The 15,576-nt window shown below is 60.0% G+C and carries 10 protein-coding genes; 1 reads left to right on the top strand and 9 read right to left on the bottom strand.

Going from position 1 to position 15,576, the window contains the following annotated elements:
- Window positions 1-171 precede the first annotated feature (171 nt).
- Entirely contained in the window at window positions 172-792 is a 621-nt protein-coding gene (locus OC445_RS02465; protein ID WP_054898021.1) for a BON domain-containing protein, read from the top strand.
- A 692-nt stretch (window positions 793-1,484) separates the two neighbouring features.
- Here OC445_RS02465 and OC445_RS02460 read toward each other — a convergent pair.
- The 9 genes from OC445_RS02460 to OC445_RS02420 form a co-directional block, all read right to left on the bottom strand.
- Window positions 1,485-4,406 (bottom strand): DUF748 domain-containing protein, encoded by a 2,922-nt coding sequence (locus OC445_RS02460; RefSeq protein WP_198790943.1) that lies wholly within the window; start codon window positions 4,404-4,406, stop codon window positions 1,485-1,487.
- 88 nt (window positions 4,407-4,494) lie between these two features.
- A complete protein-coding gene (locus tag OC445_RS02455) occupies window positions 4,495-5,511 on the bottom strand; it encodes a class I SAM-dependent rRNA methyltransferase (protein WP_089042459.1) in 1,017 nt (338 codons plus the stop codon).
- Between the two features lie 92 nt (window positions 5,512-5,603).
- Window positions 5,604-7,541 carry an acetate--CoA ligase gene (gene acs / locus OC445_RS02450; RefSeq protein ID WP_198790944.1) on the bottom strand — a complete coding sequence of 646 codons (1,938 nt, stop codon included), beginning with the start codon at window positions 7,539-7,541 and terminating at the stop codon, window positions 5,604-5,606.
- A 105-nt stretch (window positions 7,542-7,646) separates the two neighbouring features.
- A complete protein-coding gene (pgi, locus tag OC445_RS02445) occupies window positions 7,647-9,311 on the bottom strand; it encodes a glucose-6-phosphate isomerase (RefSeq protein WP_034127010.1) in 1,665 nt (554 codons plus the stop codon).
- A gap of 223 nt (window positions 9,312-9,534) precedes the next feature.
- A complete protein-coding gene (gene panC / locus OC445_RS02440) occupies window positions 9,535-10,386 on the bottom strand; it encodes a pantoate--beta-alanine ligase (protein ID WP_198790945.1) in 852 nt (283 codons plus the stop codon).
- Window positions 10,383-11,183, bottom strand: a complete 801-nt coding sequence (gene panB, locus OC445_RS02435) for a 3-methyl-2-oxobutanoate hydroxymethyltransferase (RefSeq protein ID WP_034127012.1) — start codon at window positions 11,181-11,183, stop codon at window positions 10,383-10,385. The genes panC and panB overlap by 4 nt, the downstream gene beginning before the upstream one ends.
- A gap of 362 nt (window positions 11,184-11,545) precedes the next feature.
- Window positions 11,546-12,031 (bottom strand): 2-amino-4-hydroxy-6-hydroxymethyldihydropteridine diphosphokinase, encoded by a 486-nt coding sequence (gene folK, locus OC445_RS02430; protein WP_198790946.1) that lies wholly within the window; start codon window positions 12,029-12,031, stop codon window positions 11,546-11,548.
- A gap of 2 nt (window positions 12,032-12,033) precedes the next feature.
- The gene (locus OC445_RS02425) at window positions 12,034-13,437 is read right to left on the bottom strand and encodes a polynucleotide adenylyltransferase PcnB (RefSeq protein ID WP_003194157.1); all 1,404 of its coding nucleotides are present in this window, start codon (window positions 13,435-13,437) and stop codon (window positions 12,034-12,036) included.
- A gap of 694 nt (window positions 13,438-14,131) precedes the next feature.
- Complete coding sequence (locus OC445_RS02420) at window positions 14,132-15,568, bottom strand: sigma-54-dependent transcriptional regulator (protein ID WP_057975463.1); 1,437 nt, start codon at window positions 15,566-15,568, stop codon at window positions 14,132-14,134.
- Window positions 15,569-15,576 lie beyond the last annotated feature (8 nt).

The raw sequence follows: 15,576 nt of genomic DNA, 5'->3' as shown, positions 1-15,576 counted from the left end.
CGGGCTTCATGCAAGTTGCACGATTTCGAAAATTCATAGATTTCATAACTCGTTGTTTATTAAGGAATTTAATCCGTTCGGCGAGTTGGCACACTGCCTGCAATATCCCTGGTAGCGCTGCAGCATGAAGGTTTACGCCTGCAGACTTTTAATAAAACAGGAGTTACTCGTATGAAGAAGTTCGCTCTCGCTACTGCTACCGCTCTGACCCTGGCCATGGGTGCTAACGTAGCCTTTGCTCAGACTTCCCAAGCCCCTATGACTTTGGCGGCGGGTGAAGCGACCAAGGCTAAGGAAAGCGTTTCGGATACTTGGATCACCACTAAAGTCAAAGCTGACCTGCTGACCGAAAAAGGCATTCCAGGTTCGGACATCAAGGTTGAGACCAACAAAGGTGTGGTTTCCCTGTCCTCCGACGTAGCTATCTCGGATTCGCAGAAAGAAATGGCTGTAGGGATCACCAAGAAAATCAAAGGTGTGACTGCTGTTTCTGCTGACGGCCTGCTGGCTGGCGGCGCTACCAAAGCTGACGGCATCGACAAAACCAAAGGCGCTGCCCACGACGCTAAAGAGACCACCAGCGATACCTGGATCACTACCAAAGTGAAGGCTGACTTGGTAACTGAAAAAGGCATTCCTGGCACCGACATCAAGGTTGAAACCAACAAAGGTGTTGTATCCCTGTCGTCGCCTACCGCTGTGACCGCTTCGCAGAAAGAAACGGCTGTAGCGATCACCAAGAAAATCAAAGGCGTTAAAGCTGTATCGGCCGACGGCCTGAAAGCAGAGTAACGCTGACGTTTCGTTTGAACTGAATAGCGGCGGCTTAGGGTGAGTTAGATATCCACCTGACGCACCTCTGGAGTTCATGCGACCGGCCACACGGATGTGGTCATTACAGGCCCCGGCACTTGTGTCGGGGCCTGTTCTATTTCAGGCTGAAACAGAATGATCAGGTCAAAAAAATGTGGGAGCTGGCTTGCCTGCGAAGACGGCCTGCCAGCCGACCGGGATATTGGATTTGACCGAGTACATATCCATTATTTACGTAACGGCCACTTAGGGTTCCGCCCTGACGGCGGCTCACTTTCGAAAAGCGCGAAAGTAAGCAAAGCGCTCTTGCCCCACCACTCGGCACCTCGCCTAGGCTCGGTGTGCCCGTAATCCGCCAGTGATTTGGGGGGCCGCCGCCACGCGCCATCCATGGCGCGGGGCGGCTAAACCGGCATCCCTGCCGGTTTACCCCCCAAATCCCTGTCGAATTCCGGCCAGCGTGGTTTAACGGGGCGCCTAAGATCAAAAGCAGATCAAGAGCAAGATCAAGAGCGACTCGCTTCGCATCGTGGTTACCGTCGGCTGCTACAACCTACAAAATTGTGTAGATACCTATGCTGCGATGCTGGCACCTCGGTCATTCAGTTGCACCGAGGTGATGCTATCGCAGGCAAGCCAGCTCCCACATTAGGATGGGCGGTGCTTAGAAGTTACTCAGCGTCCAGGTGCATTGGAGTGATCACTCGGCCATCTTTCTCGGCCTGCCCCAGCTGCGCATCGATGAAGTACACGCGGTCATCTTCCAACTGGCCCTTGTCCACCAGGTAATCCTTGATCGTGCTGGCTCGGTCCTGCCCCAACTGGCGCAGTAGCACGTCACTGCCACTCCAGAACTTGATCACACCGTCCTTGAGCTTCGCCGAGCGCTCATCGCTGCCCAGGTCTTTCCATTCGGCCGGGGGTTGCTGTTTGAGGCGGGTGCGGTAGATGCCTTCCAGCAATGGTGCTTTTTCCTTCTCCGGTACCTCAAGCAACGAGGCCTGGGCTGGCACTTTGTCGCCACGGCGCTGGAGGATCTTGTAATAGTTGTATTGGTATTCACGTTCCAGTCGCTGTGCGGCCAGGAACGGCCCGTCGCTGCTGGCGGCGGCTGTGCCTTCAATTTCCAGGCGCAGGGCTGGACGCTCTTTCAGCGCCTTGGCCAGGGTGTTCAGAGCGCCTTCGGCGTCTTTGTTCAGTTCACTGGAGCCTGCGGCGAACGACACATTGCCCAAGTCTTCAGAGCCACCACCAGTGACCAGCCCGCCAATGAACTTGAAGGGCGCGGTTGCCGCACGCACCACGAGGTTGCGCAGGGTCTGCCACACAATCGGCATCACGCTGAATTGCGGGTTGTTCAGGTCGCCGCTTACCGGCAGTTCGATGGAGATCTTGCCGTCGGAGTCCTTGAGCAGGGCGACAGCCAGGCGAATCGGTAAATCGACGGCATCAGAGCTGTCGACTTTTTCACCCAACTGCAGTTGCTCGACCACCACTTTGTTTTCAGCCTTCAATTGGCCTTTGGTGATCACGTAGTGCAGATCGAGATTCAGGCGGCCCTTGCGGATGCGGAAGCCTGCGAATTTACCTGAGTAAGGCGTCAGGTTGGTCAGCTCGACACGCTTGAAGCTGGTGGCGATGTCCAGCGCGGCCATCGGATCAAACGGGTTCACGCTGCCTTTGATCGTCACTGGCGCGTAACGGTCCACCTTGCCCTTGATATCGACGCTGGCCGGTTTGGCCTGGCGACTGTCGATGGTGCCAATCTGGCCGTTGAGCTGTTGAATCGCGGTGGCAAAGTTGGGGGTGAGGCTGAAGTCGGCAAAGTTGGCCGAACCGTCGTTGATCGCGATCTGGCCGATATGAATGCCCAGGGGCTTGTCGTTACTAGCGGCAGGTTTGGCTGCCGACTTGCTGCCGCTGTCGGCCGGCTGCGGAATCAGCAGGTCGTCGATGTTGGTGGTGCGATCTTCGTTGATCATGAAGCGCGCATACGGCTGCAACAGGTTGACCTTGTCGATCGACAGGCTTTGGCCGTGCTGGTAGTTCATGCCCTCTAGCACCAGGCGCTGCCACTTGAGGAAGTCGCGGGTCTTCAGGGTGTCCAGGGTATGCAACTGGTCAACCTGGGCGCGGCCGGTGACCTGAAGGGCCAGTGGCTCGGTGCTTTTGAGGTTTACGTCCAGGTTGCTGCCGAGCATGCCGCTGCGCAATTCCAGGCGAATAAACGGGCTGATATAGGCCTGGGCGACCCGCAGGTCGATGTCCTGGGTGTTCACTTTCAGCTTGGCGCTGACCGGGTTGAGGTTAACTTCGCCGGTTGCCTGGATCTTGCCTTGCTTGCCCAGGCCGGTGTCGACCTTCAAGGCGAAGGGGCTCTGGTTGAGGCTGTCGAAGTTCTGTACGTCGACATTCAACGGGCCCAGTTCCAGCGCGACCGCAGGTTTAGCCTGGCGGTCGGCCAGGTGCACCTGATAGTTACGCAGTTGCACGTCCTTGAGCAGCACTTGCCACGGCTTGCTCGGGACCGCCGGTTGCGCCGACGGCGCGTCGGCAGCGATTGGTTCCGGAGTCTTGGCCGGTTTGCTCGGTTGGCTGGCGAACAGCTTCTGCCAATCCAGTTGACCATCGGCCTCACGGGCGGCCCAGGTTTCCAGCTTGTTGCTGCGGATCTTACCGACAATGACCTGCTGCTTGGCCAGGTCTACCGTGGTTTCGCTGACGTCCAGGCGCTCCAGGCGCGCCAGTGGCCGGCCATCGGGGGCCTTTATAGCAAAGGGGGCGATGCTGGCGGCGGTGTTGGTCAGGTTCAGCTCGGTTTCTTTGGCCAGGCTGAATTTGTAGTCAGTGCTGAAGTTGAGCACCCCGTCTTCCAGCACCAGTGGCAGGGCGTCACGTACATACGGCCACCAGGCTTTCATTTTGCCGTCGGTCACCTTCAAGGTGCCTTCGGAGGTGATCGGTACCAGGCTGAAGTTGCCTTTCCAGTCGATCTGGCCACCTTCGGGGCCGGCGGCGACCAGCGTCATGTCGGCATTGTCGTCAGGCAAGGTGCTCAGGTTTTTCAGCTCGAAGTCGAGTTCGTCGTAGAGGAATTCGATGGGCTCGCTGGGGCGTAGGTCCTGGAAGTGCAGGTTGCCGCCCGCCAGCTTGATGCTGTCGATACGCAGTGGGAACGGCTTGGCATCGGGATCGGCCGGGGTTGGCTCGCTCGGTGGCAGTTTGAACAACTGCGCCAGGTTCAGTTGGCCGGACTTGTCGAACAGCAGTTCGGTCTTGGGCTTGTCCAGTTGCACATCGGCCAGGTGCAGGGCGCGGGTCCAGAGGCTGTCGATCTGCAGGTTGGCGTAGAGGCGTTCGAAACCTACTTGCTCTTTGCCTGGCTCGCCGATCTTCAGGCCCCACAGCGTCAGTTCCAGGCTGAAGGGGTTGAGCTCGATGCGCTCGATTCGCGACGGCACCGTGGCGTAATTGGCCAACTGTTGGTTGGCAATGCGAAGGGCGATGCCGGGTAATATCAGAAAGCCCAGCAAGCTGTACAAAGCAAGGGCGGTCAACAAGGCGCCTACGGCGCGGATCAATCCTTTGGGCATGGGTGAACGCCATCTATGTCGAACGAGAGTGCCTTGGAGTATGGCACGGGAATTCGGTTCCGAAGAACCGTGGGCGCTGGGAAACTTCCTACAAATGCAGGATCAGCGTCTTCAGCGGAGGCTGTTGGTCTCTGGAGGGAAAGTCGGCTCCAGGTGTTATAACCTGCCATTCGCGCACCGGGCGCCCGGCTTTTTCTGCGCAGCGCAGCACCTGCTCACGCCAGTCTTCCATGCTGACCTTTGCCAGGTTGTTGCAGCAAATCAGCACGCCATTGTCGGCGGTGGCCAGCAGTGCGGGTTTGAGCAGGCTTTGATAGTCGCGCAACAAATCGACCGTGCCGAAGGCGCTCTTGGCCCAGGCGGGAGGATCGAGCAGTACCAGGTCGTACTGGCGTTGCTCCAGGCGCGGATAGCTCGGCAGCTTCTGCCCGCGCCGCTGGGTGATGGGCAGGCCCGCCAGTTGGCGAATGGCCGGGAAGTAATCGGACTGTACAAACTCCATGCTCGGCAACTGCGGGTTGAGCTGGCCGTTTTCACGCCCCACTGCCAGGTTGCCCTCGGCAAAATCCAGGTTGCACACCTCGCGTGCGCCGCCCGCTGCCGCGCTCAAACCCACACCGCACGTGTAAGCGAACAGGTTCAGCACGCTTTTGCCGGCGCTGTGGTCCTTGACCCAGCCCCGGGTGTTGCGCAGGTCGAGGAACAGCAGTGGGTCTTGCCCGGCGTGGCGCCCGCGCACACGGTAGTTGAGGCCCCACTCGTGGCCGACCAGGTCTTCCAAGGCGCCAGGCTCCGCACGGTACACCGTGTCTTCGCGGTCGATGCGCGAGTTGCCGCGGGCACGGTCGTTGTACACCAGCAACAATTCCAGGCCCATGTATTGGTTGATCAGTTGGTGCAGGTCCAGCAGGTCTGCCGTTTCCAGGGACTGGTGGAAGCTTTGTACCAGCAATTGCGGGCCGTAGCGGTCGATGGTCAAGCCGCCGGCGCCTTCCTGGCTGCCGTGAAACAGCCGATAGCAGTCCGTACCCTGGGCGTGCAGCGTGTTGATCAGGTCTTGGCGGTGATCGAGGGCGGCGCGCAGCGCCTGATTCAAGGGAGTCATGGAGCGCGCCTTGCTGGTAGATGAATAAGAAAAATGGGGCGCGAAGTTTAACAGCTAACCCCGGCCTGCACAGGCCGGGGATAATCCTGGCGCTATCGGTTGAGGCGTTTGTCGATCAAACCGTCCACCACGCTGGGGTCTGCCAGGGTCGAGGTGTCGCCCAGGCTGTCCAGTTCGTTACAGGCGATTTTGCGCAAGATGCGCCGCATGATCTTGCCGGAGCGGGTTTTCGGCAGGGCAGGGGCCCATTGGATCAATTCCGGTTTGGCGAAGCTGCCAATCTCCTTGCTGACCAATTCCAACAGGTGCTTTTTCAACGCGTCGCTGGGTTCGACGCCATTCATGGGGGTGACAAAAGCGTAGATACCCTGGCCCTTGACGTCGTGGGGGTAGCCCACCACGGCGGCTTCGGCGACCTGATCATGCAGCACCAGGGCGCTCTCCACTTCAGCGGTGCCGATGCGATGGCCCGAGACGTTGATCACATCGTCGATCCGCCCGGTGATCCAGTAGTCGCCGTCTTCATCGCGCCGTGCGCCATCCCCGGTGAAGTAGTAGCCGGGGTAGGGCTTGAAGTAGGTGTCGATCATGCGCTGCGGGTCGCCGTAGACGCTGCGAATCTGCCCCGGCCAGCTTGATCTGATGGCGAGTACACCACTGCCGGCGCCACTGATTTCCTTGCCATGTTCATCGAGCAACACCGGTTGTACGCCGAACATGGGCTGTGTCGCGCAGCCCGGTTTGATGCGCTGGGCACTGACCAGCGGGCTGAGCATGATGCCGCCGGTTTCGGTCTGCCACCAGGTATCGACAATCGGGCAGCGCTGTTCGCCGACGGCGTTGAAATACCAGTCCCAGGCTTCCGGGTTGATCGGCTCACCTACGCTGCCCAACAGGCGCAGGCTGGCGCGGGATGTACTCTGCAGCGGGCCGTGTCCTTCACGCATCAGGGCGCGCAGGGCGGTGGGCGCGGTATAGAAAATATTCACCTGATGTTTATCGATGACCTGCCAGAAGCGCGAACTGTCCGGATAACTCGGCACGCCTTCGAACATCAGCGAGGTGGCGCCATTGGCCAGCGGGCCGTAGACGATATAGCTGTGGCCGGTGACCCAGCCCACGTCGGCGGTGCACCAGAACACTTCGCCTTCTTGGTAATCGAGCACGTACTTGAAGGTCATCGCCGCTTGCAGCAGGTAGCCAGCGGTGGTGTGCAACACGCCTTTGGGTTTGCCGGTGCTGCCGGAGGTATAGAGGATGAACAGCGGGTCTTCAGCGTCCATCGGCTCGGGTGGGCAGTTGTCGCTGGCGGCGTCCAGGGCAGCTTGGTACTTGAGGTCGCGGCCTTCGTGCCAATTCACGCTCGCCCCGGTGCGCTCCACCACCAGTACCGTGCTGACGTTCGGACAACTGGCCAGGGCTTTGTCGACGTTATGTTTCAACGCCACGGGCTTGCCACCGCGTACGCCCTCGTCGGCGGTGATCACGGTGCGGCAATCAGCGTCGAGGATGCGGTCGCGCAGGGCGTCAGGAGAGAAACCACCAAACACCACCGAGTGCACTGCGCCAATTCGCGTGCAGGCCAGCATGGCGTAGGCCGCCTCGGGGATCATCGGCATGTAGATGCAAACGCGATCACCTTTGTTCACGCCACGGCTTTTCAACACATTGGCCAGACGGCTGACGTTTTGGTGCAGTTGACGGTAAGTAATCGTGCAGGATTTTGAGGGATCGTCGCCTTCCCAGATGAAGGCCGGCTGATCGGCGCGTTGCGCCAGGTGGCGGTCGATGCAGTTGTAGCTGACGTTCAACTGACCGCCGGCAAACCATTGGGCGGCACCGGTGTGGATGTCTGACTGCTGCACGCTGTGCCAAGGTTTTATCCAGTCGAGAAAGCCCTTGGCCTGTTCGGCCCAGAAGGTGTCTGGCTGGTCGATGGATTGGCGATAGAGGCGCTGGTAGTCCTCTTGACTGAGCTGCGCAGCCCGGCGGACGGCATCGGCGGTGGGAAAGGTGCTGATATCGAACATGAGCGCTCCTTATTCTTGTTTTTGCGACAAGTCATAAAGATGCACCCTGGGACGGGAGGGTTCAAGGCCAACGTCCAAACGCACGTTGACCTTGAATGAACGGCTTCAGCCGCGGTGACGACCGCGGAAGTAGTTGATCAGGCCCTGGGTCGACGCATCTTCGGCCAAGGTTTCTTCGGCGCCGGTCAGGCGGTTGTACACGCCTTTGCCCAGCTCCTTGCCCAGTTCAACGCCCCATTGGTCGAAGGCGTTGATGCCCCACACCACGCTCTGCACGAACACCTTGTGTTCATACATAGCCACCAGTGCGCCAAGGCGACGCGGGCTGATGCGCTCGACCACCAGGGTGTTGCTCGGACGGTTACCCGGGATCACCTTGTGCGGTGCCAGCTTCTGTACTTCGGCTTCCGGCAGGCCCTTCTCACGCAGCTCGGTTTCGGCCTCGCTGCGGGTCTTGCCGAGCATCAGCGCCTGGCTCTGGGACAGGCAGTTGGCGTACAGCCACTGATGGTGGTCGGACACAGGGTTGAAACTGACGATCGGCACGATGAAGTCGGCCGGGATCAGTTGAGTCCCTTGGTGCAGCAACTGGTGGTAAGCGTGCTGGCCGTTGCAGCCTACGCCGCCCCAGATCACCGGGCCGGTATCGGTGGACACTGGCGTGCCGTCCTGGCGCACGCTCTTGCCATTGGATTCCATGTCCAACTGCTGCAAATGCTTGGTGATGTTACGCAGGTAATGGTCGTACGGCAGGATCGCATGGCTCTGCGCACCCCAGAAGTTGCCGTACCACACCCCCAGCAAGCCCAGCAGCACGGGCATGTTGGCTTCGAACGGCGCGTTCAGGAAGTGCTGGTCCATGGTGTAGGCACCCGACAGCAGTTCCTTGAAGTTGGACATGCCGATAGCCAGGGCAATTGGCAAGCCGATGGCAGACCACAGCGAGTAGCGCCCACCGACCCAGTCCCACATTGGGAAGATGTTTTCTTCGCGAATACCGAAAGCCACGGCCGCGGCATTGTTGCTCGAGACGGCGATGAAGTGGCGATACAGCTCGGCTTCCGAGCCCCCCTGGGCCAGGTACCAGGCGCGGGCGGCCTGGGCGTTTTTCAGGGTTTCCAGGGTGTTGAAGGATTTGGACGAGACGATAAACAGCGTGGTCTCGGCGCGCAGCTTCATGGTCAGTTCGTGGAACTCGCTGCCGTCGATGTTCGCCAGGTAGTGGCAACGCACACCTTTATGGGCGTAGGACAGCAAGGCCTCCGAGACCAGTTCCGGGCCGAGGAATGAGCCACCGATACCGATGTTCACCACGTCGGTGATCGGCTTCTCGGTGTAGCCGCGCCACAGGCCGTCGTGGATACGGCCGACCAGGTCAGTGATCTGGTTCAGCACCTTGTGCACGTCCGGCATGATGTTCACGCCGTTGACCGACAGCTTGTCGCCCACCGGGCGGCGCAGGGCGGTGTGCAGGGCAGGGCGGCCCTCGGAGGAGTTGACCGGTTCGCCAGCGTACTGCGCGTCGATCGCCGCCTTGAGATTGACTTCCTTGGCCAGGCCCACTAACAGGTCGCGGGTTTCGCTGGTGATCAGGTTTTTCGAGTAATCGAGGAAAAGTCCGCAGCTGCTCAAGGTGAACTGGGAAAAACGCTGAGGATCGGCATTGAACGCCTCGCGCATGCTGAAATCCTGCATGGCTTGGCGATGTTGAACAAGCGCTTGCCAGGCGGGCAGCGCGGTAACGTCATGAGGGGTGCGGTAGTACGCCATCGCTGCGGGTTTCCTTTTATTACGGGGACTGCCTTTAGGACACTTCAAAGCCCGGAACATCCAGTCTTATCGCAAGGATTGGGTTCCAGACAGCGCTAACCATAGCGCAGGGCAGTTACATTAAACCTAGCGTGTGGATATGTCTTGGCTTTGTCTGCGCTGTGGCCGGTACTTTTTTATACCGGCACAGCCGTCGGGGCAACAGGTTGAGGTAAAGCGGGCGTCAGGCGAGGTTCAGGTGCAGGTTATCGATGAGGCGTGTTGCCCCCAGATAAGCGGCGACCAGGATCACCACATCGCGATCTTCAGCCGTGGCCGGGCGCAGATGCACGCCTTGGCGCACTTCCAGGTAGTCCATGCGCAGCCCCGCGGTTTCAATCTGCTGGATGTGCTCGGCGCGAAGCCTGGCAAAATCGTGATCGCCGCTTTTGATGGCCGTGGCGATCTGGCTGAGCGCGCGGTACAGCACTGGCGCGACCGCCCGTTGCTCATCGGTGAGGTAACCGTTGCGTGATGACAGCGCGAGGCCGTCCTCGGCGCGCACGGTGGGCTCGCCGATGATCTGGATCGGCATGTTCAGGTCGCGGACCATGGCGCGGATCACCGCCAACTGCTGGTAGTCCTTCTGGCCAAATACGGCCATGTCCGGCTGGACCATGTTGAACAGCTTGCTGACCACCGTGGCCACCCCTTCAAAGTGCCCTGGGCGGCTGGCGCCGCACAAGCCTTCGGACAGCTGAGGCACGCTGACGCGGGTCTGGCCGTTCATGCCATCGGGGTACATTTCCTCGACCGTGGGCGCGAACAGCAGGTTACAGCCGGCCTGCAGGAGTTTTTCCTGATCGGCGGCCAACGTGCGCGGGTATTTGTCCAGGTCTTCGCCAGCACCGAATTGCAGCGGGTTGACGAAAATGCTCGCCACCACGAAATCCGCTTGCTGCGCGGCCTTGGTCACCAGGGTGGCGTGGCCGCTGTGCAGGTTGCCCATGGTGGGTACAAAGCCGATGCGCTTGCCGGCGCTACGGGCGTGGGTTACGGCAGCCCGCAGTTCGCGGACGGTTTTAACGGTGTTCATGCCGAGAATCCGTGTTCAACGCCTGGGAACGTCACGTTTTTGACTTCGCTGACGTAGGCGCTCAGGGCGGCGTGGATGCTGTCCTGGCCAGCCATGAAGTTCTTCACGAACTTGGGCACGTGGCCGGTGATCGACAGGCCGAGCATGTCGTGCAGGACCAGCACCTGGCCGTCGGTGGCGGAACCGGCGCCAATCCCGATCACGGGCACTTTGACGGCCTGGGTGATTTCGGCAGCCAGTTCGCTAGGCACGCACTCCAGCAGAATCATCGCTGCACCGGCCTGTTCCAGGGCGATGGCATCGGCGCGCATCTGGCGGGCCTGGGCTTCATTGCGGCCCTGAACCTTGTAGCCACCGAGGATATTCACCGACTGCGGTGTCAGGCCCATGTGCGCGCACACTGGCACGCCGCGCTCGGCCAGCAACCGGATCGACTCGGCCAGCCACACGGCACCTTCGACTTTGATCATATGCGCGCCCGCCTGCATCAGCTTGCCGGCGTTCAGGAAGGTTTGCTCAAGGGTGGCGTAACCCATGAACGGCAGGTCCGCGATGATAAAGGCGCCATCGTTGCCACGCTTGACGCTGGCGGTGTGGTAGGCGAGTTCATCGGTGGTCACAGGCAGCGTGCTGTCATTCCCTTGAAGAACCATGCCCAGGGAGTCGCCCACCAGCAGCACTTCGACGCCAGCCTGGCAGCTGGCGTGGGCGAAAGTGGCGTCATAGCAGGTCAGCATGGTGATTTTTTCACCTTTGAGCTTGAGGCTCTGCAAGGTGGTCAGGGTAATGTCTGGCATGAAAGGGTCCTCGTTCAGGCGCTTGGAAACAGCGAGTAACGCGCGTGAGTCTTCGTTTATACAGGCGCACTGTCTTGAAAGCAGTGCTTATAAGGCCTGGATTGCGCCCTGTCGCGCCGGGTTGGCGGCAGCGGGACGCCTATAGTCGTGAGGAGGACACGGGAAGTCAATTGGATGTGTTACCGCATTGTTACGATGGAGATGTTACCGCTGTTACTGACGCGATTCAGCAAGTTGAGCACGGGTTTTGGCCGCACTGAATCCAATGTGGGAGCTGGCTTGCCTGCGATGGCATCACCTCGGTGTGGCTGATACACCGGGTCGCTTGCATCGCAGGCAAGTCAGCTCCCACATTGACCGGGTCATTCTTGAGGGAGGCGTTCCAGGCCGACGAACGGGCAGGCGGTGAGCAGGTCGCTCAAACGCTGGCCGTCAGGCAGCTGCAGGTCGGCTGGCGCCAACTCAGCCAACGGATACAGCACAAACGCGCGCAGATGCATCTGGTAATGCGGCACCTTGAGGCGCGGCTCGTCGATCAGGCGATCACCGAACAGCAGGATATCCAGGTCCAAGGTGCGCGGGCCCCAGCGTTCCAGGCGTTCGCGGCCCTGATCGTTCTCGATGGCTTGCAGCGCATCAAGCAGGTCCAATGGCGCCAGGCGACTGTCCAGCGCCGCAACGGCGTTGGTGTAGCGCGGTTGGCCTGGCAGCAGTGAATCGCTTTGATAGAAGGCGGACACACCGGCGAGGTGGGTGCCAGGCAGTTGCGCTAGCGCCTCGATCGCGCTGCGCAATTGTTGCTCCGGGGCAGCCAGGTTGCTACCCATGCCGATGTAGATACGTTCCACGTTTATTCGCCCGCAGCGCCCGAGGCATCGGCACTGCTGCGTTTACGCTTGGTGCCGCTACGGCGACGCTTTTTCGGCCCTTCGCCGGCGCTATCGCCTTTGCTGCCCAGCTCACGAATCATTTCGCGGCGCTGGCTGTCATTGGCGTCCTGATAATCGGTCCACCATTCGCCCAGGCCATCGGTCTGCTCGCCCGCGCTTTCACGTAGCAGCAGGAAGTCGTAGCCGGCACGGAAGCGCGGGTTGTCCAGCAACAGATCGGCGCGCTTGCCGCTGCGGCGTGGCAGGCGCTCCTGCATGTCCCAGATTTCGCGGATCGGCATGGTGAAACGTTTAGGGATGGCGATGCGTTGGCACTGTTCGGCGATCAGCTCGTGAGCCGCTTCCTGCATGGCCGGGATCGGCGGCATGCCACGGTCCTGCAGGCGCAGTACGCGTTTGGGCAGGGCCGGCCACAACAAGGCGGCAAACAGGAACGCCGGGGTCACCGGTTTGTTCTGCTTGATGCGCAGGTCGGTGTTGATCAAGGCTTCGCTGATCAAGGTGTGGGTGTACGTCGGGTTGTACTCCAAGGCCTCGGCGCTGGCCGGGAACAGGGGGTCGAACAACTGCAGGTCCACCAGCATTTCAAAGGTGTCGGCGGCGTAGCCCGAAAGGAACAGCTTGAGCACTTCCTCAAACAGGCGTGCCGAGGGGATTTCCCGCAGCATCGGCGCCAGTTCGCGAATCGGCGCGGCGGTGTGTTTTTCGATGCCGAAGTTGAGCTTGGCGGCGAATCGCACGGCACGCAGCATGCGCACCGGGTCTTCCTGGTAGCGCTGCGTAGGATCGCCGATCAGCCGGATCAGGTTGTTGCGAATGTCGTGTACGCCGTTGGCGTAATCGAGGATGCGCTCGCTGACCGGGTCGTAATACAAGGCGTTGATGGTGAAGTCGCGACGTTGGGCGTCCTCTTCCAGGGTGCCATACACGTTATCGCGCAGGATGCGCCCGCTCTCGTTGCGGGAAGACTGGTTAGTGTCCTCCTCTTCATCGTTTTGTGGGTGACCGGCGCGGAACGTTGCGACCTCGATGATTTCGCGACCAAAGTGGATATGCACCAGCTTGAAGCGCCGGCCGATGATTCGTGCATTACGAAACTCGGCGCGCACTTGTTCAGGCGTGGCGCTGGTGGCGACGTCGAAATCCTTGGGCGTGATGTTGAGCAGCATGTCGCGTACGCAACCACCCACCAGGTAGGCCTGGTAGCCGGCGTTCTGCAAACGTTCGACGATGTTCACTGCATAACGGCTGAATTGAGCGCGCTGCAGCGAATGCTGGCTGCTATTGAGCACTTCAGGCGTGCTGCGTTTGTGTTGCGTTCGACGCAAGGGAGAACGGAATGACTGGAACAACTTCTTCAGCATGGGATGCACTGTTTGAAGGAATGTTCGGCCATAACGAAGAATGACCGCATGATGGGCGGGGATTCTAGCATTTAGTCAGGGGATGGTGTAGGAACAAGCTAAAGGCATTGCGCCATAAGCGTTTGAAGGTCAAATCCCGGAAACTACAAGGGGAGCCGAAGCTCCCCCAGAAGTAGTTGCGTGCTCTATTTTTATTATTGATGTCGGGCTTCTTGTTTTTGTTGATCGCCCTCGCCACGAAGCTTCCTTCATGACACTCCCAATCAGGAGCCAAGAGCAAACGGATTGCTTTGGTCGCTGTGTTGCTGATCTACGATCCAACCAGTTCAGGCTCTACCTTAGGGCAGTTTTTGTTGTTCTCGGCCTGGTTGCGGGGCAAGCCCCAAATGCAACGCCTCTCCAAAAGAATCAGTTAGCTGCGCCTCCGCCGTGTTGTTTTTGTTATGCGTGAGTCGATTCGTCTTATTTTTATTGTCTTGTACAAAGCTTGTTATTGTTTTTGTACTAAGCATATAGCAGGGTGCGTGCCAACTTTTGCGCCGTCCAGCAAAACCGGGGGTTTGGGCTGGTTTCGCCAGATTGAGGGCCAAAAAAAGCCGGGGCTTCGTTACCGTAAGCCCCGGCTTTTGTTACGTGAAAATTCAGCGGTAACAGTTTTTTCACATCAGCAGGTGTTACCTGTGGGGCTGCACCCTCAGCTTTCGCTGGCCACCCCGGTCTTGCGCCGCGGAATGCCCAGGCGCTGACGCCGTTCCCACAGGCATTTGCGACTCACGCCCAGCTTGCGTGCCAGCTCTGTCTCGGTCATATGGTCCTGATGCTCGAGCACGAAGTGCTGGAAGTAGTCTTCCAGTGACAAATCTTCCGTCGGTTCATGGCTGGTATTGCTACCGCTGCCCTGCTGCGGGGACAGGCCAATGAAGTCGTCGTCATCCAGGTCGCTGAGCTCAATGTCGATGCCCAGCAACTCGGCGGAAATCTCCGGGCTCTCCGACAGAATCACGGCGCGCTCGACGGCGTTCTCCAGCTCGCGCACGTTCCCTGGCCACGAGTAGTGACGGATCGCCTGTTCGGCGTCCGCGGCAAACTTCAGGTCGGTGCGGTCAATGCGTGCGCCTTGACGCAACAGGAACGCGTTGGCGATTTCGTTGACGTCGGCGCCACGCTCGCGCAGGGCCGGCAGTTTGAGCGCGATGACATGCAGGCGGTAATACAAGTCCTCACGAAACTGGCCGATCTTGGCCAGGCTCTTGAGGTCACGGTGTGTCGCCGCGATCAATCGAACATCGACCTTCTGCGATTGCACCGAGCCGACCCGGCGAATTTCGCCTTCCTGCAGCACGCGCAGCAAACGCGCCTGGGCTTCCAGGGGCAGCTCGCCAATTTCATCAAGGAACAAGGTGCCGCCGTCCGCGGCCTCCACCAGGCCCGCACGCCCGGCGCTGGCGCCAGTGAACGCACCTTTCTCGTGGCCGAACAGCTCGGACTCGATCAGGGATTCGGGGATCGCCGCGCAGTTCACCGAGATCATCGGCGCCTTGGCGCGCTTGGACAGGTTGTGCAGGGCGCGGGCCACCAGCTCTTTGCCGGTGCCCGACTCGCCCTGGATCAATACATTGGAGTCGGTTGGCGCCACCTTGCGGATCTTGCTGTACAAGTCCTGCATCGGAGGGCAGGAGCCGATGATGCCGATCTCGCCATTGCTGTTGTTGGCGCCTGGTTTTTCGGCGCCGCTGGTCTTGCCGGTGGGGCGTGGCTCGGCAGGCGCACTGCTGGCCGACACACGGTCACGCAGGATGCGGGCCACGGCCTGGAGCATCTCGTCGTGGTCGAAAGGCTTGGCGATGTAATCCACCGCGCCCATCTTCATTGAGTCCACCGCCGAGCGCAGGCTGGCGTAGCTGGTCATGATCAGCACCGGGGTGCCCTGGCCCAGCTTGATCAGCTCGGTGCCCGGGGCGCCTGGCAGGCGCAGGTCACTGACAATCAGGTCGAACGTGGGAATGCTGAATCGCTCTTGGGCTTCCTGCACCGAGCCGGCTTCGCTGACCTGGTACTGATTACGTTCAAGCAGGCGACGCAAGGCAGAGCGGATAATGGTTTCGTCTTCGACGATCAAAATGTGCGGCATTGATTCAA

Source organism: Pseudomonas sp. Pse35 (genome assembly GCF_024519715.1).
Lineage (GTDB): Bacteria > Pseudomonadota > Gammaproteobacteria > Pseudomonadales > Pseudomonadaceae > Aquipseudomonas > Aquipseudomonas paracarnis.
This window is presented reverse-complemented; position numbering and strand designations above follow the sequence as displayed.